Origin of the sequence: Kribbella sp. NPDC026596, assembly GCF_040638415.1 — a bacterium.
In the GTDB taxonomy this organism is placed as follows: domain Bacteria; phylum Actinomycetota; class Actinomycetes; order Propionibacteriales; family Kribbellaceae; genus Kribbella.
Map to the genome: position 1 here is coordinate 46,671 of NZ_JBEZYF010000049.1, position 21,806 is coordinate 68,476.

At 67.7% G+C, this 21,806-nt stretch carries 19 protein-coding genes; 12 read left to right on the forward strand and 7 right to left on the reverse strand.

What is annotated here, in order from left to right:
• Positions 1 to 2 precede the first annotated feature (2 nt).
• Positions 3 to 824, reverse strand: a complete 822-nt coding sequence (locus AB0E63_RS31920; protein WP_360374498.1) for an aldo/keto reductase — start codon at positions 822 to 824, stop codon at positions 3 to 5.
• A 14-nt stretch (positions 825 to 838) separates the two neighbouring features.
• Positions 839 to 1,825, reverse strand: a complete 987-nt coding sequence (locus AB0E63_RS31925; protein WP_360374500.1) for a methyltransferase — start codon at positions 1,823 to 1,825, stop codon at positions 839 to 841.
• A 137-nt stretch (positions 1,826 to 1,962) separates the two neighbouring features.
• Between AB0E63_RS31925 and AB0E63_RS31930 the strand changes: the two genes are divergently transcribed.
• The gene (locus AB0E63_RS31930; protein WP_360374502.1) at positions 1,963 to 2,259 is read left to right on the forward strand and encodes a muconolactone Delta-isomerase family protein; all 297 of its coding nucleotides are present in this window, start codon (positions 1,963 to 1,965) and stop codon (positions 2,257 to 2,259) included.
• 1 nt (position 2,260) lies between these two features.
• A complete protein-coding gene (locus tag AB0E63_RS31935) occupies positions 2,261 to 3,133 on the forward strand; it encodes a hypothetical protein (RefSeq protein ID WP_360374504.1) in 873 nt (290 codons plus the stop codon).
• Positions 3,134 to 3,136: 3 nt separating this feature from the next.
• On the opposite strand, the gene AB0E63_RS31940 is transcribed toward AB0E63_RS31935, so the two are convergent.
• Positions 3,137 to 3,865, reverse strand: coding sequence for an SDR family oxidoreductase (locus tag AB0E63_RS31940; protein WP_360374506.1), 729 nt, complete (start codon positions 3,863 to 3,865; stop codon positions 3,137 to 3,139).
• A 185-nt stretch (positions 3,866 to 4,050) separates the two neighbouring features.
• On the opposite strand from AB0E63_RS31940, the gene AB0E63_RS31945 reads away from it, so the two are divergent.
• Complete coding sequence (locus AB0E63_RS31945) at positions 4,051 to 4,710, forward strand: VOC family protein (protein WP_360374508.1); 660 nt, start codon at positions 4,051 to 4,053, stop codon at positions 4,708 to 4,710.
• Positions 4,711 to 4,720: 10 nt separating this feature from the next.
• Here AB0E63_RS31945 and AB0E63_RS31950 read toward each other — a convergent pair whose 3' ends face one another.
• On the reverse strand, positions 4,721 to 5,152 hold the full coding sequence (locus tag AB0E63_RS31950; protein ID WP_360374510.1) for a VOC family protein: 432 nt from the start codon (positions 5,150 to 5,152) through the stop codon (positions 4,721 to 4,723).
• A gap of 185 nt (positions 5,153 to 5,337) precedes the next feature.
• Complete coding sequence (locus tag AB0E63_RS31955; RefSeq protein ID WP_360374512.1) at positions 5,338 to 6,606, reverse strand: hypothetical protein; 1,269 nt, start codon at positions 6,604 to 6,606, stop codon at positions 5,338 to 5,340.
• Between the two features lie 65 nt (positions 6,607 to 6,671).
• On the opposite strand from AB0E63_RS31955, the gene AB0E63_RS31960 reads away from it, so the two are divergent.
• From AB0E63_RS31960 to AB0E63_RS31970, 3 genes are all read left to right on the forward strand, one after another.
• Positions 6,672 to 7,565, forward strand: coding sequence for a MurR/RpiR family transcriptional regulator (locus AB0E63_RS31960; protein ID WP_360374514.1), 894 nt, complete (start codon positions 6,672 to 6,674; stop codon positions 7,563 to 7,565).
• 76 nt (positions 7,566 to 7,641) lie between these two features.
• Complete coding sequence (locus AB0E63_RS31965; protein WP_360374516.1) at positions 7,642 to 8,406, forward strand: SDR family oxidoreductase; 765 nt, start codon at positions 7,642 to 7,644, stop codon at positions 8,404 to 8,406.
• Positions 8,403 to 11,258: an aminotransferase gene (locus tag AB0E63_RS31970; RefSeq protein WP_360374518.1), complete on the forward strand. Its 2,856-nt coding sequence runs from the start codon at positions 8,403 to 8,405 to the stop codon at positions 11,256 to 11,258. Before AB0E63_RS31965 ends, AB0E63_RS31970 begins: the two co-directional genes overlap by 4 nt.
• A 1-nt stretch (position 11,259) precedes the next feature.
• Here the strand turns inward: AB0E63_RS31970 and AB0E63_RS31975 are convergent, their stop codons facing one another.
• Positions 11,260 to 14,115 (reverse strand): aminotransferase class III-fold pyridoxal phosphate-dependent enzyme, encoded by a 2,856-nt coding sequence (locus AB0E63_RS31975; protein WP_360374520.1) that lies wholly within the window; start codon positions 14,113 to 14,115, stop codon positions 11,260 to 11,262.
• Positions 14,116 to 14,218: 103 nt separating this feature from the next.
• On the opposite strand from AB0E63_RS31975, the gene AB0E63_RS31980 reads away from it, so the two are divergent.
• Positions 14,219 to 14,920 carry a GntR family transcriptional regulator gene (locus AB0E63_RS31980; protein WP_360374522.1) on the forward strand — a complete coding sequence of 234 codons (702 nt, stop codon included), beginning with the start codon at positions 14,219 to 14,221 and terminating at the stop codon, positions 14,918 to 14,920.
• 37 nt (positions 14,921 to 14,957) lie between these two features.
• On the opposite strand, the gene AB0E63_RS31985 is transcribed toward AB0E63_RS31980, so the two are convergent.
• Entirely contained in the window at positions 14,958 to 16,655 is a 1,698-nt protein-coding gene (locus tag AB0E63_RS31985; protein WP_360374524.1) for an amidohydrolase, read from the reverse strand.
• Positions 16,656 to 16,782: 127 nt separating this feature from the next.
• On the opposite strand from AB0E63_RS31985, the gene AB0E63_RS31990 reads away from it, so the two are divergent.
• From AB0E63_RS31990 to AB0E63_RS32010, 5 genes are all read left to right on the forward strand, one after another.
• Positions 16,783 to 17,889: a C45 family peptidase gene (locus tag AB0E63_RS31990; RefSeq protein WP_360374526.1), complete on the forward strand. Its 1,107-nt coding sequence runs from the start codon at positions 16,783 to 16,785 to the stop codon at positions 17,887 to 17,889.
• The gene (locus AB0E63_RS31995; RefSeq protein ID WP_360374528.1) at positions 17,886 to 18,725 is read left to right on the forward strand and encodes a PHB depolymerase family esterase; all 840 of its coding nucleotides are present in this window, start codon (positions 17,886 to 17,888) and stop codon (positions 18,723 to 18,725) included. The genes AB0E63_RS31990 and AB0E63_RS31995 overlap by 4 nt, the downstream gene beginning before the upstream one ends.
• A gap of 15 nt (positions 18,726 to 18,740) precedes the next feature.
• Positions 18,741 to 19,763 carry a Fe(3+) dicitrate ABC transporter substrate-binding protein gene (locus AB0E63_RS32000; protein ID WP_360374530.1) on the forward strand — a complete coding sequence of 341 codons (1,023 nt, stop codon included), beginning with the start codon at positions 18,741 to 18,743 and terminating at the stop codon, positions 19,761 to 19,763.
• 1 nt (position 19,764) lies between these two features.
• Positions 19,765 to 20,826 carry an iron ABC transporter permease gene (locus AB0E63_RS32005; protein ID WP_360374532.1) on the forward strand — a complete coding sequence of 354 codons (1,062 nt, stop codon included), beginning with the start codon at positions 19,765 to 19,767 and terminating at the stop codon, positions 20,824 to 20,826.
• On the forward strand, positions 20,823 to 21,806 hold a 984-nt coding region (locus tag AB0E63_RS32010), incomplete at its 3' end, for an iron ABC transporter permease (RefSeq protein WP_360374534.1). The genes AB0E63_RS32005 and AB0E63_RS32010, both read left to right, overlap by 4 nt.

A 21,806-nucleotide genomic window follows, 5' to 3' on the forward strand; every position in this document is an offset into this window, starting at 1 on the left:
CTTCACGCGCGCTGTCCGGTGCCATGGATGCCGTACTGGTCGATGAGAGCCAACTCCGCCTCGGTCAGCGGCGGGAAGTCCAGAGCGGCCACGTTGTGATCCAGCTGGCTGGTCGAGCTCGCACCGATCAGGGCCGTGGTGATCTCGGGCTGACGCAGGACCCATTGCAGCGCCAGCTGGGCCAGCGACTGACCGCGTTCCCGGGCGATCCCGTTGAGAGCGGTGGCACGCTCGCGGTACACCTCGTCGATCTGAGCCGGCGAGAGGAACGTGCTGTTGGCAGCTCGGGCACCCGTCGGGATCGTGCCGTCGAGATACTTGTCGGTCAGCAGCCCCTGAGCAAGGGGGCTGTAGGCAACGAGTCCGAACCCGTCCGCGGCGGCAAGCTTCAGCAGCCCGGTGTTCTCCGGCCCACGATCGAAGATCGAGTACCGCGGCTGGTGAACAAGCAGCGGTACGCCGGCCGCCCGCAGCAACTCGGCGGCCTCGTGCGCCTGCTCGGTCGGGTAGTTCGACACCCCGACGTACAGGGCCTTCCCCTGCTGAACCGCGCTCACCAACGCACCGACCGTCTCCTCCAGCGGCGTCGAGGGGTCCGGTCGGTGGTGGTAGAAGATGTCGACGTACTCCGTGCCGAGGTCGCGCAGACTGTGGTCCAGCGAGGACAACAGCGACTTGCGCGATCCCCCTTTGGAATAAGGGCTCGGACTGATCGGGTTACCGGCCTTGGTCGTGATGATCAGCTCGTCGCGGTACGCCGCCAGGTCCGTCCGCAGCACGTGCCCGAGGAACTTCTCCGCCGCGCGATGCGGCGGCCCGCGCAACCACCGAAATACGGTCAGCCGGTGACGGCCTCCAGGATGCAGACTCGGGTGCCGGTGTCGATGACCTGGTTCAGGTGCAGACCGGCGGCCTCGAAGAGAGCGGCGTACTCGTCTTCGGTGCGTTCGCGGCCGCCGGGCATCACCAGCATGTTCAGGTCCGAGAACGCCGCCATCACCTCGTGGCCCGGCCGGTCCAGGACCAGCTCGATCACCAGGACGACGCCACCGGGGTTGAGCGATGCGGCGCAGGTGCGCAGGATCTTTACGCACCGGTCGTCCGGCCAGTCGTGCAGGATCGACTTGATCAGGTACCCGTCCGCCGGCGGGACCGCCTCGAAGAAGCTGCCCGCCACGGCCGACCACCGCGACGCCACCGCCTCGGACCTCGGCCCGGTGGCCACGACATGCGGCAGGTCGAAGACGACACCCTGCAGCTGCTCGTACCGGTTCAGCACCGCGTCCAGCAGAATCCCCTGCCCGCCGCCGACGTCCACGACCTTGTCCAGCCCGGAGAAGTCATAGGAGTCCGCCACCGACTTCCCGACGTACCAACTGAGCGCGGTCATGTTGTCGTTGAAGATCGCGTTGTACTCGGGCCGCTGCTCCCGATGAGTCCAGACATCCACACCGTGCACTGCCTCGAACGCGTTCTCACCCGTGCGCACGCTGTGAGCGAGGTGCCCCCACGCCGCCCAGAACGCCGGGTCCTGCCCCATCCGGGCCAACGGTCGCAGGGACCCCGGTACGTCGGACCGCAGCCGCTCGCCCATCGACGTGTTGGTGTACACCGCGTCCTGTACGGCGTACACCCCGACAGCCACCAAGGCCCGCAGCAACCGGCCCAGCGTCTCCTCGTCCGCCTTCACAGCCGCGGCCAACTCGGCGAGCGTCTGCCCGTCGCCCGCCAAGGCGTCCGAGATGCCGAACTCGGCCGCCACACTGAGCGCCGCGGAAACACGGAACCCCGTAATCATCGCCTGCAGAGTCTCCCCATCATTCATAGGCCGATGATGCGCTCAGCGCGCGGGCGCGACCAGTCCCCGGTGCCCTGGGCCCGGGAGTCTCACTGGTGCGATCCGGCGTCGCGCGGGCCGAGAATGGCGACAACGGGGTTCAGCCCAAACGGAAGAGGGACACCATGCAATTTCTCGTCACCATGACGACCCACGTTCCCGATGGAGTCTCGGCGGAGACGGTCGAGGAAGTCCGCGGACGCGAGGCTGCCCGCTCGCGCGAGCTCGCCGCCGAGGGACATCTGCTCCGGCTGTGGCGACCGCCGCTCGCACCCGGCGAGTGGCGCACGCTCGGTCTGTTCGCCGCCGCCGACGAGGTTGAGCTCGAAAAGGTGCTCGCCTCGATGCCACTGCGGATCTGGCGGACCGACGAGGTGACACCCCTCTCGCCCCACCCCAACGATCCAGCACTCGGAGGCTGAGATGACGCTCCACCTGCCCTCACTCGACGGGGCGACGACCTGGTTGAACTCCGCTCCGCTGCGAAGCGCCGAGCTGCGCGGGAACGTCGTACTGTTCGACTTCGGCACGCTGACGTGCATCAACTGGCTGCGCACCCAGCCCTACATCCGGGCCTGGTCGCGGGCTTACCGGGACGACGGCCTGATCGTCATCGGGGTCCACACCCCGGAGTTCGCCTTCGAGCACGACATCGATCGGGTACGCCGGGCCGTCAAGGAGCGCGGTATCGACTACGCGGTGGCCGTCGACAACGACTATGCGGTCTGGAGCGCCTTCGACAACCACTACTGGCCGGCGCTGTACTTCGTCGACACCGACGGCGTAATCCGCGATCATCACTTCGGCGAAGGCAACTACGACCGGTCGGAGCGCCGGATCCAGCAGCTACTCGACGTCGACCGCGACCTGGTGTCCGTGCAACCCTCCGGCATCGAGGCGGCCGCCGACTGGCCCAACCTGCGGACACCCGAGACGTACCTCGGTGATCAACGTGGCGCGCCCAGCCAGTGGGCCTTGGACGGCAAGTGGACGAGCCGGCCCGAGTACGTCGAGCTCGACGAGGCCCGCGGGACGATCGCGTACCGCTACCACGCTCGGGACGCACATCTCGTCGCGTCACCCGGAACGCAGGGACCCGTTCCGTTCCGTGTCCGGCTCGACGGCGGTGCGCCAGGCGCGGCCCACGGACTCGACGTCGATGCGGACGGGAACGGCGTACTCGACGACGGCCGCCTGTACCAGCTCATTCGTACGCCGGATGCGGTCCGCGATCGGACCCTGGAGATCACCTTCCTGGCCGCCGGGGCCCGCGCCTACGTGTTCACCTTCGGGTAGCGGTCAGACGAGTTGCTGGCCGCCGTCGATGTCGAAGGTGGCGCCGGTGACGGCCGGGTTGTTCATCAGCTGGACGGCCAGCAAGGCGATGTCTTCCGGTCCCACCACGCGGCCGATCGGGAGCGTCGTCCGGAGCTGCTCACGGCGTGCCTCCAGATCGTCACCCAGGAGCGTCGCCGACAGCGGGGTGTCGACGAACCCGGCCGCGATCAGGTTCACCCGGATCGGCGCGATCTCGAGCGCGAGGTTCCGCACCAGCGCCGGCATCGCCGCCGTCAGGGCACCGATCAGCGTGAGGCCCACGCCCGTACGCCGGCCACCCGTGCCGCCCATGAAGGACAGCGATCCACCGGCGCGGACCCGGCCGATCGAGAGCTTGGCGATCTGCAGCGGCAGGAACAGATGGGACTCGATGTCATCCCGGGCCTTGTCGAAGTCGAACACCTCCAGCGGGGCGTAGTACGGGCCGGGCCCGGTGACGAGGATGTGATCGATGGGAGCGGGCAGGTCGTCGAAGAACTCCTTGAGCCGGTCGGTATCGGTCGCGTCGAAGGCGGCCGTGTCGGCTCCGAGTTCCTTGCCCGCCAGCTGCAGGCGTTCCTGGTTCCGGGCCGTGATGATCACCGAGGCGCCCTCCGCCCGGGCGCGGCGAGCCGTCTCGAGCCCGATTCCCAGACTGCCACCGATCACCACGACCGTCTGCCCGGCCAACTCGGGTGTGCTCGCGCTCATGGCTGCCTCCTGCTTCGATCCGGTGTCAGGACCCACAGTGCCGCCTGGACGACCGTCGCGCACCAGTGAGAGTCCCTGGTGAACGAGATTCGCACCACAACTGACCAGTGACGAGCACTGGTGTGCCGGGGGTGCCCGAGCAGTCATAGTCAGTGGTGACAGCACCACGACTCAGGAGGCAGCGAATGAGCACCACCGACGAGACGGCCGCCGCGAAGGTTCCGTTCAAGCTCGAGGCCGTCGTCATCCCGGTCACCGACGTCGACCGGTCGAAGGACTTCTACGCGGGCCTGGGCTGGCGGCTCGACGCGGACTTCGCGTTCGACAACGGCTTCCGGATCGTCCAGTTCACGCCGCCGGGCTCGCCGGCCTCGGTCCAGTTCGGGACCAGCGTCACCTCGGCCGCGCCGGGCTCGGCCCAGGGCCTGTACCTGGTCGTCTCCGACATCAAGGTCGCGCGCGACGAGATGGCCGGCCACGGTGTCGAGGTCAGCGAGGTGTTCCACCCGGGTACGCCGGGCGCCCAGTTCCAGCCGGTCGACTCGGACAGCCGCGTGGGCGGGCCGGACGGCGACCACGCCAGCTACGGGTCGTTCGCCACCTTCACCGACCCGGACGGCAACGGCTGGCTGCTCCAGGAGATCACCACCCGGCTGCCCGGCCGCATCGAGGCCACGGAGACGACCTACGCCTCGGTGGAGGACCTGCAGCAGGCGTTGACGCGCGCGGCGACCGCTCACGGCGAGCACGAGGCGCGCAACGGCGGCGTGCGCGACGCAGAGTGGCCCGCCTGGTACGCCATGTACATGGTCGCGGAGGCCGCCGGCGACGAACTCCCCCAGTGATCGGAGGCTGCTAGACGGCGAAGACCTGGGAGTCGTCGGCGAAGGCCTTGAACTCCAGAGCGTTGCCGGCCGGGTCGAGGAGGAACATCGTCCACTGCTCACCGGTCTGTCCCTCGAAACGCACGTACGGCTCGATCACGAACTCGGTGTTCGCGGCACGCAGCCGGTCGGCGAGCTTCTGGAACTCGGGCACGGCCAGGATCAACCCGAAGTGCGGCACCGGTACGTCGTGACCGTCGACGGGGTTGTGGATCCGCCGGGTTCGCTCCGGGGCCACATGCGTCACGAACTGGTGGCCCCGGAGGTTCCAGTCGATCCAGGTCTCGGAGCTCCGGCCCTGCTCCAGGCCGAGCACCTCGCCGTAGAACTGTCGTGCGGCGTCCAGGTCGTCGACCGGCATGGCGAGGTGGAACCGTGGGATCGGCGAGTCGAGAACAGTCATGGACGTCCTTCCTGGGGCATTGGATGTCGCAATGTTAGGACCTGGGCTGCGTGCATTCTCCGGGCCGAAATGGGAACTGGACCGGGGAGAGGTGATCCGGCGCTCGGGAGTCGTGGACACCTCGAGGTCTGGGACCGTTCAGTCAAAGACGCGGCCCCGGACCGTACCCCAAGCATCCGGACCGGTCAGGCAGGTGGTGGGTACGGCGAATCCGGGAGACCGAGGTTGCGCCAGACGAAGCGCGGGACGCGGGCCAGGAAGCCCCGCAGGAACAGCGAGTTGTGGGCAATGGCCGGCTGACTGTGCACGCCGGGCGAGAACCACGCCCAGTCGTCGGTCAGCGCGAAGGACGCGGGCGGGTTGGCCATCAGGTACTCCATCTGCCGCGGATGGATGACGTCGTACGCGTACTTCGTGTCCTGCGCGTGGACCGCGAACTGGTCGTTGAACGCCTGGCTCTCGAAGCTGATCCCCCGGCCGAAGCCGCGTCGGGCGACCTGCAACGGCGGCATCCTGATCGGCAACTGGAACCCGAGGATCGGCTCACTGTGGCTCTCGACCACGGTCCGGGTCTGACTGCGCCCCTCGCTGTCGGTGTAGGTCTCGGTGCGCGTCGTCTTCCAGTGGTGCGTGAACGCGACGAACGACGGTCCGTCACCATCGCGACCGCGGACGACGTCGCTGGTGCGGTGGTCATGGCCCAACCGGCTCACCGGGGTGAACTGCAGGAGGCTGTCGTCGACGCCGATCCAGTACCACTCCGGGTGGTGATAGAAGGTCAGCCGGCGTGGCTGCTCCGGCTGGATCCACTGATCCAGCGGCGCGGCGTCGATCACCGCGGCGATACTGCCGAGCTGCTCCAGCCAGGGACCGAGGAGCTCGACCTCCTTGCGCGGCGGGTCCAGCATCACCAGTTGGTCGGCGTCGATGCTCAGGTTCACACCGGGCTGACCGGCGGCCAGCGCGTTCAGTCGCTCACACAACTGTGGCGAGACCACGGCTGCGGCGAACGACGAGTCCAGTGCGCCGATCTGCCACCCCGGACCGAGCTGCGCAGGAGACGGTACGCCGGTCGCCTGTACGCCGTACCGCGGCTGCGTCTCGCCACCGGTGATCCAAAGCTCCGGCAGCCGGCGGGAGAGACTGACCATCCCGACCCAGCCCGACCAGTGCTCGGACTTGTACTCGATGACCTGGAACGGCCGGCCGAGGCTGGTCAGCCCGGTGATCTGATCGTCGGGCTGCCGGTGGAAGCCGATTCCGAACGGCGGGTTGCCGAGCCGCGCGACAGCGTCGAACGTCGGGCTGTTCACGAACGTCCAGCCCCGATCCCGCAGCGAACCGATGTACTGCTGCCGCCGGACCAGCGCGACGATGCCCCAGGTGACCCCAGCCACGCCCAGCAGCGCGACGACCAGCACGAAGATCCCGAGTCCGCCCAGGTGACCACTCACGCCAGAACCCAACCACACCGCGAGGTTCAGCCCCGGAGTCCACGCCGCCTCGTACCATCCATGGCATGAATGACGCTCGCAGTACCACCGGCGAGACGCAGGCCGAGGTGATCGCGGACCTACGGTCCCGGATCCGGGAGCGCTGGGAGGGCTTCTCTCCGGCAGCGCGCGCTGTCTGCCGGTCGTTGGCCGAGCGGTCGGCGGAGGAGTTGCTCTTCCTGTCGGCCGTCGAGCTCGGCGCCGAGGCCAAGACGAGCAACGCGACCGTCGTCCGGACCGTCCAGGCGCTCGGCTACACCGGCCTGGCCGAGCTGAAGGCGAGGATCGCCGCGCCGTTCACCCGGTCCAACCGTCCGGAGTTGCGTGCGCGCAAGCGGGTCGAGTCCAGCGGTGGCGACCTCGAGAACCTGTGGCAACGGGTCCTCGCGGAGTCGATGGACCGGATCGAGCTCCTGCAGCCGACGTTCGCGCTCGATCGCTACCAGCAGGCCGTTCAGCTTCTCCTCGATGCGAACAACACGCTGACCTACGGCTTCGGCGCGTCGTTCGTCGCGGCAGACCATCTGACGTTGATCCTCCGGCGCGTCGGTCTCCGCTCGTCCACCCTCCAAGCCGGCGGTTTCCGGCTCGCCGACGACCTGCTCGGGATCGGATCCGGCGATGTGGTCGTCCTCTTCGCACCCGGCCGCTCGGTGGTCGAGGTCGAGACCCTCGTCGATCAGGCCCGTACGGTCGGCGCCTCGACCGTCCTGATCACCGACGACCCGGCCAGCAAGCTCGCCGAGCAGGTGACGGTCACACTGCAGTCGCCGACGACGCCCACGGGCCTCACCGGTGAGCCGCTGACGTCGATCATCGTCGCCGACGTTCTGGCCCAAGGCGTGGCCGCCGCGAACGTGGAGCAGTCGGTCGAGGCCTCCGAGCGGCTGACCGCTCTGCGTCATCGTCTCGGCTTCTAGCGCAGTCGCCATCCAAGATTGCTCACCAATTCCGGTTCTGCTAAATTGCTCACCAATCACGAGGAAGGCGGCAGGGGTGGGCGAGCTGGCGGGCAGAGCTGCGGTCGTCACCGGCGTCGGCGGACCCCACGGCATCGGCTTCGCGGTCGCGCGCGCGTTGGCTGCTCGCGGCACATCCCTGGTCGTCTCCGCCACCGGCGACAGAGTCCATCAACGCGCCGCTGAGCTCCCGTCCGGGACCGTCGCGATCACCGGGGACCTGACTCACTCCGGGACTTCGGGGTTGCTCGCCGGCGCGGCCAAGTCACACTTCGGCCGGCTCGACATCGCCGTGAACTGCGCAGGTATGACCTCGACGACTCACCCGGAGCCCGAGGCAAGCCGTGTGCAGGACATGTCGTTCGAGACCTGGCGAGCGGGCCTCGCGCGCAATCTGGACGCTGCGTTCCTCTTCGCCCGCGCCGTCATGCCGGCGCTCGAGGAGTCTGATGCCGGGCGCCTGGTGCTGGTGGCCAGCCTGACCGGCCCGGCCATGGCAATGCGCGGCGAAATCGCGTACGGCGCTGCGAAGGCAGGCGTCGTCGGACTCGTCCGAAGCCTCGCGCTCGACTCCGCCGCGGCCGGAGTCACCGTGAACGCCGTCGCGCCCGGATGGATCGCCACCGACTCCCAAACGCCGGCCGAACACCAGCAGGGCTTGCGAACTCCGCTGGGTCGCAGCGGTACGGCGGACGAAGTGGCCGGCCTGATCGCCTATCTGTGCACCCCGTCGTCGTCCTACCTCACCGGCCAGTGCGTCATCGTCGACGGCGGCAACTCGATCGCGGAGGAACGCGCATGACCCAGTCGTTCAACTTCTTCGAGCAGCCGTCGCTCCCGGTGCCGGAGATCTCCGTGGTCCAGGCCGAGGAGTTCGTGCGTACGACGTACGGCGTCGAGGGCACGGCGACCGAGCTCGGGAGTCAGCAGGACGCGAACTTCCTGATCTCCGGGAAGTACGTCCTGAAGGTGTCCAACGCGGCGTTCACCCGCGAGGATCTCGCCGCGCAGGATCAGGCCGCGGCTCACGTCGCACGTTCCGAACCGGACATTCAGGTGCCCACTGCTCTTGCCGGACTCGACGGGTCCACAGTGCAACCCGTCGTACTGGCCGGCCGGTCGACGCATGCTCGGCTGGTGACCTTTGTCCCGGGCGATGTCCTGAGCGCCAGTCGCTATCTCGCGCCCGAGGTGGTCGCGGCGTTGGGAGACCTCGCCGGCCGGACCTGCCGGGCGTTGGCCGACTTCGAGGGCGTCGTCCCTCCGCGTGCTCTGCAGTGGGACCTCCGGCACGCTGAGGAGGTGGTGTCGCGGCTGGCCGACTTCGTGACCGTCCCGGGCGGGTCCGGGGCCGCTCGGTCCGTGGCCCGAGCGGCTGGCAAGGCGCTGGCGCCGTACGTAGAGCGCCTGCCGCTGCAGGTCATCCACGGCGATCTGACCGACGACAACGTGATCAGTGCTGTAGGCAACGATGGCCGGCCACAACCGATCGGCGTCATCGACTTCGGTGACCTGATGGAGAGCTGGGCGATCGCCGAACTCGCGGTGACCTGCGCGTCCCTGCTGTACTACTCGGCCGATCCGGCGACGATGCTGCCGGCGATCCGGGCGTTCAACCGGATCAGGCCGATCTCCGATGACGAACTCGCGGCGCTCGGGCCGCTCGTCGTACTGCGGGCTGCCGCGCTGATGGTCAGCGGTCAGCAGCAGACACAGGTCGACGGCGACAACCGGTACGCCGCGGAGAACCTGGAGCGGGAGTGGCACATCTTCGAGCGAGCAACCTCGCTTCCGCTCGAGGTACTGACGGAACTGATCCGCGCGTCCGTCCGGCCTCCCCTGCGGCGCCGCCCCGCGCAGGGCTCACCTTTGCTCTGGACAGCTGACCAGCCCGTTGTGCCCACGCAAATCGATCTGTCGGTGACGAATCCCGACGTGGAGCCTTCTACCTTCACTTGGACTGCGTCGGGGGTGGCTTATGTTCGGTTCCTTCAAGCGAGGCTGACGCAGACGCGCTTGAACTCCCACGATGCTCCGGCGTCCGTCGGCGTCGGTGTCGAGGTCATCACCGCAGAAGATCTCGACGTCCGCGCGCCCTGGGCCGCCGTCGTGCACCACTACGGCGATCGTCTGACGCTCACGCACTCGGACGGAACGAATCTGTGGCTGAGCAGCCCTGACCTCGCGGTCCAGACCGACGGAGCCGTCGAAGCCGGTGAGCTTCTCGGCCGCCTGACCTCTGACGCCGCGTTGCGGATCCAGGTGAGCCGCCTCGACGACCAGCCACCCTTCTTCGTTCCCCAGTCGCTCGCCGACGCTTGGGCACAGTCATGCCTGGACCCGACCAGCTTGATCGATCCCGACGTCGTGCAGCAGGTCGACGACGACGCCTTGCTGTCCCGGCGGGACTCGTCGTTCGCCAAGGTTCAGGAGCACTACTTCCGTGAGCCTCCGCAGATCGAGCGTGGTTGGCGCAACCACCTGTTCGATCTAGGCGGACGCTCGTACCTCGACATGGTCAACAATGTGTCGATCCTCGGCCATGGGCATCCACGCCTCGCCGCGGCGATCGAGCGGCAGTGGCGGTTACTCAACACCAACTCGCGCTTCCACTACCGGGCCGTCGTCGAGTTCTCCGAGCGCCTGGCCGCGCTACTGCCCGAACCGCTGAACACGGTATTCCTGGTCAACAGCGGAACCGAGGCGGACGACCTCGCGCTGCGGCTCGCGTGGGCGAACACCGGGCGGCGTGACGTCGTCTCCGTCCGGGAGGCGTACCACGGGTGGTCGGATGCGACCGACGCCATTTCGACCTCGGTGGCCGACAACCCCAACGCCCTCGACACGCGGCCTTCCTGGGTGCACACGGTCGCGGCGCCGAACGCGTACCGGGGCCAGTACCGGGGAGCCGACGCGCATCGGTATGCCGAGGATGCCGTTGCCTATATCAACGATCTGGCCACTCCCCCGGCGGCCTTCCTCGCCGAACCGTTCTACGGGAATGCCGGCGGCATGGCGCTGCCGGACGGCTATCTCCGCCAGGTCTATGCGGCGGTACGGCGGACTGGCGGGCTGTGTATCGCGGACGAGGTGCAGAGCGGGTACGGCCGGCTCGGAGATCACTTCTGGGGCTTCGAGCAACAAGGCGTCGTGCCCGACATCGTCACGGTGGCGAAGGCGATGGGTAACGGCCACCCGCTCGGGGCCGTCATCACCACGGCCGAGATCGCCGAGGGATATCGCAACCAGGGGTACTTCTTCTCGTCGGCAGGCGGGAGTCCGGTCAGCTGTGTCGCCGGTCTGACGGTCCTCGACGTACTGCGTGACGAGCAACTGCAGGAGAACGCTCGGTTCGTTGGCAACCATCTTCGGCAGCGGTTGCTGGAGCTCGCCGACCGCCACCCGATCATCGGTGCAGTGCACGGGATGGGCCTGTACGTCGGTGTCGAGCTGGTGCGCGATCGCGTCACACTGGAGCCGGCGCAGCGGGAGACCGCGGCGATCTGCGAGCGGATGCGTGAGCTCGGCGTGATCATGCAGCCGACGTCCGATCGCCTGTGTGTGTTGAAGATCAAGCCGCCACTGGGCATCGGGATCGCCGACGTCGACTTCTTCGCCGACACCCTCGACCGCGTTCTGACCGAGGGCTGGTAGCTCACCAGTCCCTGGTCAGGACCTCGTCCAGAACGTCGGTGAACAACTCGGCATCGCGCTTCGTGAAGGTGAGCGGCGGCTTGAGCTTCAGCACATTGCCCGCCGATCCCGTCGGGTAGACGAGCACTCCTTCGTCCTTCATCAGCTCGCTGACCAGCAGGGCCTCCTGGCCCGCCGGCTCCTTGGTCGTGCGATCGCGGACCAGTTCGACGCCGAGATACATGCCGTGACCGCGCACGTCCCCGATCAACTCATGCCTGGCCGCCAGTTGCTCGAGCCTGCTCCTGAACTCCCGCCCGGTCTCGGCAGCACGCGCCTGGAGGTCCTGCTCGGCGATCTCGTCGAGCACAGCGGTTCCGATTGCACAGGACACCGGGTTCCCCCCGAAGGTGTTGAAGTACTTCATCCCGGTGTCGAAGGCGTCGGCGATCTCCCGCGTGGTCACGACCGCGGCCATCGGATGCCCGTTGCCGATCGGCTTGCCCATCGTGATGATGTCCGGAACGACGTCCTGGCTCTGGAATCCCCAGAACACGTCACCGAGCCGACCGAATCCGACCTGGACCTCGTCGGCGATGCACAGACCACCCGCCGCGCGGACTGCGGCGTACGCGTGGTCGAGGTACCCGTCGGGATAGAAGATGCTTCCGGCCGTGCCCATGGCCGATTCCGCGATGAACGCGGCCGGCGGCCGGCCTCGTTGGGTCAGCCGGTCCAGCTGCCGCTGTACGTCGGCGGCGTACTTGGGCCCGGCTTGCGGGTCGCCGTACCCGAAGCGGCCGCGGTAGCGGTTAGGCTGCTCGACCTCGTGCGTCGTCGGGTCAGGACCGGTGCCGCCCGGGCCCTTGTAGCGGTTCGGGCTCAGTCCGGTGATGACCGAGGTGTTGCCGTGGTACGCGCCGTCGACCACCAGCACATCCGAGCGGCCCGTCACCTGGCGCGCCATCCGGATGGCCAGGTCGTTGGCCTCACTCCCGCTGCAGACCAGGAACACGACGTCGAGCGGATCGGGCAGCAACGCCGTGAGCCGCTCGGCGTACTCGGCGATGCCCGGGTACAGGAACCTGCTGTTCGTGTTGAGCCGCTGCAACTGTGCGGTCGCCGCAGCCACGACCCGGGGATTCCCGTGACCGACGTGGCTGACGTTGTTCATCGCGTCGAGGTAGCCCCGGCCGAACTCGTCGTACAACCAGGTACCGCGCCCGACCACAAGATTCATCGGCCGCTCATAGTACGAACGCTGGGACCGAGCGAAGTGCACATCCCTGGTGGCCAGCACCCGTCCGGCCGTCCACCCGTCCCCCTCACGCGAACGCCGTACGCCAAGCCCAAGAAACTCCTGCGGATCCGGAGAAACGACCGCCCAAGCGCCGACCTCGGACGCAGGAACCAACGCCCGCTCAACCAAACGCGCCGTCTCAGCCGACCGAAACACCGCCACCCGAACCCCGACGCCAGACGGCACCGCGGCCTTGCCGACCACGTCGCCGGCCGCGACGCGGTCGCCCCTGGACACTGTCGAGGTCACCCCAGTCCAGCGGGACCAGATGTTCCCCTCATGACGAAGGATCAGCAACGGTTCGGGAACCGCATCGCGCTCCTCGACGACACCGTCGTACGGCGCAAAGAGCTTGAACGGCTCAGCCGACGCAAGCTCGACACCAAGCCGATGGGTCGCCGTCTCCCCCGCCACAGTCGACCGCCGCGCACCCAGCTCGGCAACAGGGTGGAGATGAGCCCGCACATCCACGGCCGGTCCAGCGCTGGTACCCAAGACCGACAGAGCGCCCTCTCCCGCGACCGGGACCACGGGCGCGACCGTGGCACCGGCAGCCTCACGGAAGACCAGCTCAGCCAACTCCGGTGGCGTACGGGCGAGGTGCGCGATCGCAGGCCAGGTGTGCCTCATCCGCTCCTGCCCGTACGCCGTACCGCCCTCAGCGCATCGCTTCGTCCACGTCACGGCATTGACGCACAACCTGACCGCCGCCAGCGGGTAGAGCACCGCGAGCTCCGCATCCGTCAACTCGAGCTCAGCGGCGTATCCACGAACCACCGCGGCAGCCGCGCTCAGCGGATTCGGCTTGCGCAGCATCGCGTACGCAACCGCGATCGCCAACTCACTGACACGCACGGTATACAACGCATCAGCGAAGTCGAGCACACCGTGCACGTGATGCCGGCCGTCCATTCCACGCCGAGCGAGCACGTTGAAGTCATTCAAATCGTGGTGAACAACCGCCATCGAAAGCTCGGTCCGATGCCGATCCATCGCGTCGTCAAACCACGAAACAATCCGCCGCACCTGCTCCACCCGAGCCCGATCGTCAACCGCACCGATGCCATCCGTGACAGCCTCCGGCGCGCGCAACAGATCCCAGTGATGACTACTTGCCGTCGGCAACCCTTTGGCCGACGCAAGCGCGTGAACCATCCGAGCAGCAGTTCCCCCAAGCTCCCCAAGCAGCTCCACAGAATGCGCATTCAACTCAGACAAGGTCCTCCCCTCCACCCACCCCTGCACAGTCACCAACCGCGCCCCCGCACCACCCCGAACGCTTTCTCCACCCCTGACCGTCCCGTCGGAGGCCAGCTCGACGACTGTGTCGCCGGTCTGGGATGGGACCATCGTCGGCACGTGCACCGGGTCTAGCGCGCCTTGTTGGGCGGCTAGGGACATCAGGGTGTGTTGCCCGCGGAGGTGGTCCGGGTCGGTGCCTGGGGGTGAGATCTTGACGACTACGCGCGTACCGTCGTGCAGGTCGACGGCCAGGTTCTGGTCGACCTCCCCACCCAGAGGTGACACCGCGACCGGGCGGAGGCCGAAGGCTTGCTCGAGTACCTCGGTGATCACCATTCGATGTCCTCACAGGATTGGTCACCAATGCAGCAATGATACGATAGCAGGTGTGCGCGGCTAGAGTTGCGCTGAATTTGTCCACGGCGAGAAGGGAACCGCCATGCCGGTCGACGGCCGTATCCCGACCTTGAGTCGCGGCACCACCGCCGAGGAGGTCGCGACGCTGCTGCGCGACCTGATCATGGGCGGCACGCTGAAACCCGGTGAGCAACTGCGCGAGGAGGGACTGTCGGCGCAGTTCGACGTCTCCCGGCGTACTGTGCGGGACGCTCTCGGCATCCTCGCGCGGGAGCGGATCGTCCGGCACTACCGGCACCGGGGCTCCCGGGTCGTGCTGTTCACCGAGAACGACATCCACGACCTGTACCGGGTCCGGAAGACGCTCGAAGGCAGTGCGGCGGCGAAGGCGGACGAGCTGACCGACGCGCAACTGAAGGTGCTGACGGAGGCGTTCGAGAACCTCGCCGACGCCACCCGGGCCGGCAACGCGAACGAGATCGTCAGCCGGGATCTCGAGTTCCACCAGGCGGTGGTCGGGCTGATCGGGAGTCCCCGGGTCGACGACTTCTTCGCCGGTATCGCGGTCGAGATGCGGTACGCCCTCTCGATCCTGGAGTCCACCTACCACGAGTCGTCCAAGCGACCCGCCGAAGCACTCGACGAGCACCGAGCCATCTGGGCCGCCTTCGTCAACCGCAACGTCGCCGAAGCCACCCGCCTGGTCGAAGCCCACGCCGACTCCAACGAGCGCCTCCTGGTCGACGCCGTCGCCGCCACCGACGTCGTACACCTGGCCCCCTGACCGCCGGCCAGTGCAATGACAGCCGGCCGGCGAACAGTCAGGAAGCGGAATACACCAGGCGACCGCCGAGGTACGTCTGCTCGACCGTTGCCCGAAGCAACACCTCGGGGTCTTCGGCGCGGATGTCCTCGCTGAGGACTACGAGGTCGGCCAGTTTGCCGGGTGTGATGGTGCCCTTGATGTCTTCCTCGTGGGAGGCGTGGGCGGGGTTGGCGGTGTAGGCCAGCAGGGCCTCGTCGACGGTGATCGTCTGCTCGGGGTGGAACGGCACACTGTCCACGCCGGCCTGACGGGTTATGGCGACGTACATGTTGTGCAGGGGGTTGATCTGCGCGACGTGGGACTTGTTGAAGGCGCCGGGGAAGTCTGAGACCAGGTTGACGGTCACGTCGCTGTCGATGAGGCGGCGCCAGGCGAAGGCGTTGGCGGCTCGGGTGGCGCCGAGTGCCTTGTCCAGGCCGTTGGAGTAGAGCGCGAGTTGGTCGGAGGTCACGTCCGCGACCAGGCCCAGTTTGCCGGCTCGATCGAAGTCGTCGGCGGCCAGATGCCAGGCGTGGATGAGCCGGTGGCGGCGGTCTCGCGGGCCGTTCAGCTGGGCGGCGTACTCGAAGGCATCGATCGCGATTCGAGCCCCGCGATCCCCAGTGACGTGTACGCCGATGTCGAAGCCGGCCGCGTCGCCGGCCAGCACCAATTCGCCCAGGCGCTCCTCCCCCACGAACCGGTACGACCACCCGTCGGTCAGCCCGGTACCCGGTGCGTCGGCCGGGTCGAACGGTGGCAGCATCGCACCGCTGTCGATGAAGATCTTCAGGGCACCGAACCGCAGCCAGTCGTCACCGGTCTTCGGCGTGATGCCATGCCCGGCGAGCCGGTCGAAGGTGTCGAGCGGGAGGAACGCGTACACCCGTACGGACAGCTCGTCGCGGTCCGCGAGGCGCTGGAAGATCTCCGCGTTGGAGAAGCTGCGCTCGAGAAAGACCGGAGGGATCGTTTCCTCGGTCACCGCGGGCAGCCGGGCGATGTCGTGGATCGAGGTGATTCCGACCGCGTTCAGCTGCGCCATGACGCCGCGCGCACCCACCAGCTTCTGCTCCAGTGAGATCGGGCTGACCAGTCGCTGGACGAACTCGCCGACTTGCCCGAAGAGCATCCCGGACAGCGCTCCCTGAGGATCTCGGCCGAACCTGCCGCCGCGAAGATCGGGCGTGCCGCGATCGATCTTGGCAACCTCGAGCGCCTTCGAGTTGGCGAAGTACGAGTGATCGGCCCGGCGGATGATCAACGGGTTGTCGGGCGTCAGCGCATCGATCACGGCCAGGTCGGGTTCGAGCAGCGTCGGCGACGTCTCCCGCGTGGAGGCGAAGTCACCCAGGTCTCCCCCCGTGATCCACAGTCCCGGACCCAGTCGCGCCGCAGTGGCTGCCACGCGCTCAGAGAGCGTGGCCTGGTCGTTGACGTCGGTGAGCGCGACCTGGAAGTACCAGTCGACCGCGTTCTCGAAGTGCGTGTGCGCGTCGTTGAACCCTGGGCACACCATCCGCCCCGCCAAGTCCACGAGCCGGGTTCGCGGGTTGATCAGCGCCAGCACCTCGGCGTCGCTGCCGACTCTGGCGATGCGGTCGCCGGCGACCGCGACCGCCGAGGCCGAGGGTTGCTCTGGATCGGCGGTCCAGACCACACCGCCGTACAGGATCAGGTCGACGGGCTGCTTGCTGGGCGGTCGAGTGGTCATCCGATGCCGGCTCCTCACTGGATTCCTGGGGCTGTTCGCCGCAAGGTCTGGACAGGACCGTAATAGCCGTTACAGTATTGCGTCAATGTTCCCCTTCTAATCAACGGCACCTCACCAAGGAGTCTCTGTGCCGAGTCCCCGCGTCATCGAGATCGTCAGCGAGTCGCCGGCCGAGCGCGGCCGCCAGTACGGGAGCGCGGCCGCCGATCTGATCGCCCAGGCGATCGCGTACTACCGCACCGGGTTCGCCCACCAGACCGGACTGGCCTGGGACCAGGTGCTCGAGCACACCCGCCCGTGGCAGCAACTCGTCGAGCGCGACTTCCCCGGGCTCCTGGACGAGATGCAAGGCATCGCGGACGGCGCCGGCGTCTCGCTCCCGGAGATCGTCGCCCTCAACTGCCGCGGCGAGATCATCTACGACAACTGGTTCCCGGAAGCCCCGGACGGCTGTACGTCGTTCTCCCTGATCGACCGTGCGGCCGGCGACGGCCACGTGTACGCCGGTCAGAACTGGGACTGGCGGCACGCCATCCGCGGCACCGTCGTGATCCTCCGGGTCGTCCAGCGGCCCAAGCCCACCCTGATCATGCAGGTCGAGGCCGGCCAGATCGGCCGGCACGGCGCCAACTCCGCCGGCCTCGCCCTCAACGCCAACGGCCTCGGCGGCCGGTACGACGACTCGGTGGGCATGCCGCAGACGGTCATCCGGCGCGCGGTCCTCGACACACCCAACGTCGCGGACGCGATCAAGATCCTCACCTGGACCAAGGCCCACATCCCCAGCAACGCACTGATCACCCACCGGGACGGCTTCTCGATCGACATCGAGACGACGCCCGCCGGCCACGGCTGGGAGTACGGCGACAACGGACTCCTTGTCCACGGCAACCACTACCAGGCCTTCACCCCACCGGCGGAGCGTCTGATGTCCCCGGACTCACTCGTCCGGGTACCGCGGGCTCGCAGAGGCCTGGCGAAGGCGGCGTACGCCGAGAAGTCCGCCGACGTCCGGACCGCCATCCACACAGCGATGTCGGACCACCTCGGCCACCCGGATTCCCTGTGTGCCCACCCCGACGAGCGGTTGCCGGAGGTCGAGCAGTGGTCGACCACCCTCTCGAGCTGCGTCGACCTCACCACCGGCGAGTACTACGTGGCCGCGGGATCCCCGTGCCAGAACCAGTACGAACTGGTGCCGTTCAACCTCTACCAGGAGGAGAGCCACCCGTGACCAACCGACCGACCTGGGCCCACTACACCCGGGGCAAGACGCCGATCTTCGCCTCGCAGTACGACCAGCGGCTCGGCTACTGCCTCTACGTCCCGGACAACCTGCGGACCGACCGGGCTCCGCTGCTCGTCATGCAGCACGGCACCGAGCGCAACGCCTCGCTGTACCGCGACCACATGGTCGCCTTCGCCGACGAGCACCAGGTCGTCGTCCTCGCACCGTTGTTCCCCGCCGGGATCATCGACCCCGACGACCTGCACAACTTCAAGTTCATCGAGTACCGCGGCATTCGCTACGACCAGGCGCTGCTCGCGATCGTCGACGAGGTCAGCGAGCGGTACCCCGTCGACCCGGACCGGTTCTACCTGCACGGGTTCTCCGGCGGCGGGCAGTTCGCCCACCGCTTCCTCTACCTCCACCCGGATCGTTTGGCCGGGGTGTCGATCGGCGCGCCCGGCCGGATCACCCAGCTCGACGACAGCGTCCCCTGGTGGCTCGGTACGGCGGACTTCGAACAGCGGTTCGGCCGTGCCATCGACCTCGACACACTCCGAGGCGTCCCGGTCCTGATGGTGGTCGGTGGCAACGACATCGACACCTGGGAGATCGACAACCCCGGCGAGTCCAACTGGATGGACGGCGCCGAGAAGACCGGCGGTACCCGGATCGAGCGGCTCCGGACTCTCGAACGCGACTTCGTTGCCCAGGGCATCGACGTACGGTTCGAGCTGGTCCCCGGTGTCGCCCACCGCGGCTCGCTCGTCCTCCCCGTGGTCCGCGACTTCTTCGCCGGACTCCTGCGGTCCAGCCAATCCATCCCTGCACAGCGTCTTTGACACCAGGAGAGCGCCATGTTCCACATTCCTACGAGGGCTCGGCAGCCGATCGCCGTACTCGCCCTGATCGTCGCAGTGGCCGGCCTGTCCGGCTGCGGCGCCGCGTCCACAGCCAACTCGACCGGGGCGGCACCGAATGCCGACCGCGGTGCGGCCGCCCAAGGGGTCAGCTCGGACGTCAATCTCGAGCAGTGCGGCAAGCCCACCCGGACGATCAAGCACGACCTGGGCACCACCACGATCACCGGCGAACCGAAGCGCGTGGTGGCGCTGGAGTTCTCGTTCGTCGACGCGCTGGTGTCGGTCGGCCTGTCGCCGGTCGGCGTCGCGGACGACGACAAGCCGGAGCGGATCATCCCGGGCCTGCGCGACAAGATCGGTGAGTACAAGTCGGTCGGTCTGCGGGCGACGCCGAACATCCAGGTGATCACCGCACTCAAGCCGGACCTGATCCTGGCCGACAGCGGCCGGCACAAGGCGATCTACGCGCAACTGTCGAAGATCGCGCCGACCGTGGCGTACGCCAGTCTCAACGGCAACTACCAGCAGGTGCTGGACAGCGAGATGTCCACCGCGATCGTGCTGAACCGCTGCGACCAGATGAAGACGCGGCTGGCCGAGCACGAACAGATCCTCAAGGACCTGAAGGCCAAGGTCGACTCCGGTGAGACCCGCAAGGCGCTGTTCGCGGTGTCGTCGGACAAGGAGTTCACCGCGTTCCCGCCGAAGGCGTATACGCCCGGTGTGCTGGCGCTGCTCGGGATCCAGTCGCCACTGTCGGACGACAGCGGCGACGCGACGGTCGCGCTCACGCTGGAGACGGTGGTCTCGACCAAGCCTGACGTGATGTTCATCGCCGGCCAGACCGGCGACACCCTCGCCGACACCTGGACCAAGAGTCCCTTGTGGAAGCAGATCCCGGCCGTCGAGAACGGCGCGACGTACAAGGTCGACCAGAACATCTGGTCCAGGTCGCGCGGCTTGCTGGCCTCTGAACTGGTCGCGACCGAAGCCGTCAAAGACCTGTACGGGAAGTAAAATGACACAGTCGGCGGGCACCCTGCCCAAATCCACCGAGGACGCCGCGCACAAGCGTCCGAAGATCGTTACGGACAAGCAGCGAGTCACCTGGGTCACGCTGGCGCTGCTGGTCGTGCTGGCTGGCGGTGTCATCTGGAGTCTGTCGATCGGCAGTCAACACATCTCGTTGTCGCGGCTGCCCGGTGCGATCTTCAAGGCGGACGAGCCGGATGAGTTGATCCTGCAGTCCATCCGGATGCCGCGGGTGGTGCTGGCGCTCTGCGTCGGCGCCGCCCTGGCGGTAGCCGGCGCGCTGATGCAGGCCGTCGCGGCGAACCCGCTGGCGGCACCGGAGATCATGGGTGTCAACGCCGGCGCGGTGTTCGTCGTCGTACTCGCGATCACGATCGTGCCGTCGCTGTCGGGTGCGCCGACGATCCTGCTGTCGTTCGGCGGCGCGGCCGCGGCGGGTGTCTCGGTGATGATGCTCGCCGGCTCGGGGCGTGGGCGGACGAGTCCGGTCCGGTTGGCGCTGGCCGGTGTGACCGCGAGCAGTCTGCTGATCTCGCTGACCCAGGTGCTGATCATCTTCGACGAGAACTCAGCTGACAGCGTGTTGTTCTGGCTGGTCGGCGGGGTGAACTTCGCCGGTTGGCATGACATCCGCAACCTGCTGCCGTGGCTCGTCCTTGGCCTCGTAGGCGCGTTCGCGATGGCGCGGCCACTCAACTTGCTTGCCCTCGGCGACGACATGGCTCGCGGTCTCGGCCAGAACGTCGAGCGGACCCGGATGCTGGGTTCGGCACTGGTGATCGTGCTGTGCGGTGCGGCGGTGTCGGTGGCCGGTCCGGTCGCCTTCGTCGGGCTGATCGTGCCGCACATCCTCCGTCGACTGGTGGGTTCCAGCTACACCGCACTCCTGCCACTGTGCACGCTCGGCGGTGGCGTCCTGGTGCTGTACGCCGACATCGTGTCGCGCTACGTCAAGCCGCCGTTCGAAGTCCCCGCCGGTGTGGTGACCGCGTTGATCGGTGCACCGATCTTCGTCTACCTGGCTCGTCGACAGAAGGTGACCTCATGACCAGCACGACGATTGTCGCGCAGCACGTACGGCGTACGTCGCTGGCCAAACGGCATCCCGCCGTACTCATGGGATCGCTCGGCGTACTCGCCGTCGTATTGAGCTTCTACAGCCTCAGCGTCGGCGCCACCGAGGTCTCGATGGGTGATGTCTTCGACGCCGTACTCGGCAATAGCGCGAATCAGGCAGCCCAGATCGTGGTCGACTTCCAGCTGCCACGGGTGCTGCTCGCTTGGCTGGTCGGCATCGCGCTCGCCGTGTCCGGTGGCGTGATGCAGGGCGTGATCCGCAACCCGCTGGCGGCACCAGATGTCATTGGCGTGACCAAGGGAGCCGGGTTCGCGGGGATGCTGCTCCTGCTGGCGGTTCCCGGCGTACCGGTGATCGCTGTTGTCCCGGCGGCGTTCATCGGCGGTCTGGCGGCCGCGGTTCTCGTCTATCTGCTGGCCTATCGCCGTGGGGCTACGCCGGTGCGGATCGCGCTGGTGGGTATCGCGGTCAGTGCGGCCTTCGAGGCCGGCATCCGGTTCCTGCTGGTGCGCAACCCGCTCGATGTGAGTGCGGCGCTGATCTGGTTGACCGGCAGCCTGTTCGGCCGGTCGATGGCCTCGGTTTTCGAGATCCTCCCCTGGGTGCTGGTACTCGTACCGCTGACCCTGATCTGGGCTCGCAAGCTCGACGTACTGGGCCTTGGCGACGACCTCGCGGCCGGGCTCGGAGAGCCCGTTGAAAAGACCCGCCGGACCCTGCTGCTGTTCGCCGTCGCACTCGCCTCAGCGGCCGTGGCCGTCTCCGGCACGATCGGGTTCATCGGACTGATCGCACCGCACATGGCCCGCCGGGTCTTCGGTGGCCGGCACCTCGCCTCATTGCCCTCGGCCGCGTTGTTCGGGGTGTTGTTGATGTTGTTCGCCGACATGATCGGGCGGGGTTTGGCTCCGCCGTTGGAGATTCCGGCCGGGCTGGTGACGGCTGTGGTC

Bases quoted from the DNA above. Each gene is read 5' to 3' on its own strand.
- AB0E63_RS31945 (WP_360374508.1), top strand. From the start codon at position 4,051: ATGAGCACCACCGACGAGACGGCCGCCGCGAAGGTTCCGTTCAAGCTC.
- AB0E63_RS31980 (WP_360374522.1), top strand. From the start codon at position 14,219: ATGCCGGTCGACGGCCGTATCCCGACCTTGAGTCGCGGCACCACCGCC.
- AB0E63_RS31940 (WP_360374506.1), bottom strand. From the start codon at position 3,865: ATGAGCGCGAGCACACCCGAGTTGGCCGGGCAGACGGTCGTGGTGATC.
- AB0E63_RS32000 (WP_360374530.1), top strand. From the start codon at position 18,741: ATGTTCCACATTCCTACGAGGGCTCGGCAGCCGATCGCCGTACTCGCC.
- AB0E63_RS31950 (WP_360374510.1), bottom strand. From the start codon at position 5,152: ATGACTGTTCTCGACTCGCCGATCCCACGGTTCCACCTCGCCATGCCG.
- AB0E63_RS31925 (WP_360374500.1), bottom strand. From the start codon at position 1,825: ATGAATGATGGGGAGACTCTGCAGGCGATGATTACGGGGTTCCGTGTT.
- AB0E63_RS31960 (WP_360374514.1), top strand. From the start codon at position 6,672: ATGAATGACGCTCGCAGTACCACCGGCGAGACGCAGGCCGAGGTGATC.
- AB0E63_RS31985 (WP_360374524.1), bottom strand. From the start codon at position 16,655: ATGACCACTCGACCGCCCAGCAAGCAGCCCGTCGACCTGATCCTGTAC.
- AB0E63_RS32005 (WP_360374532.1), top strand. From the start codon at position 19,765: ATGACACAGTCGGCGGGCACCCTGCCCAAATCCACCGAGGACGCCGCG.
- AB0E63_RS31975 (WP_360374520.1), bottom strand. From the start codon at position 14,115: ATGGTGATCACCGAGGTACTCGAGCAAGCCTTCGGCCTCCGCCCGGTC.
- AB0E63_RS31935 (WP_360374504.1), top strand. From the start codon at position 2,261: ATGACGCTCCACCTGCCCTCACTCGACGGGGCGACGACCTGGTTGAAC.
- AB0E63_RS31930 (WP_360374502.1), top strand. From the start codon at position 1,963: ATGCAATTTCTCGTCACCATGACGACCCACGTTCCCGATGGAGTCTCG.
- AB0E63_RS31970 (WP_360374518.1), top strand. From the start codon at position 8,403: ATGACCCAGTCGTTCAACTTCTTCGAGCAGCCGTCGCTCCCGGTGCCG.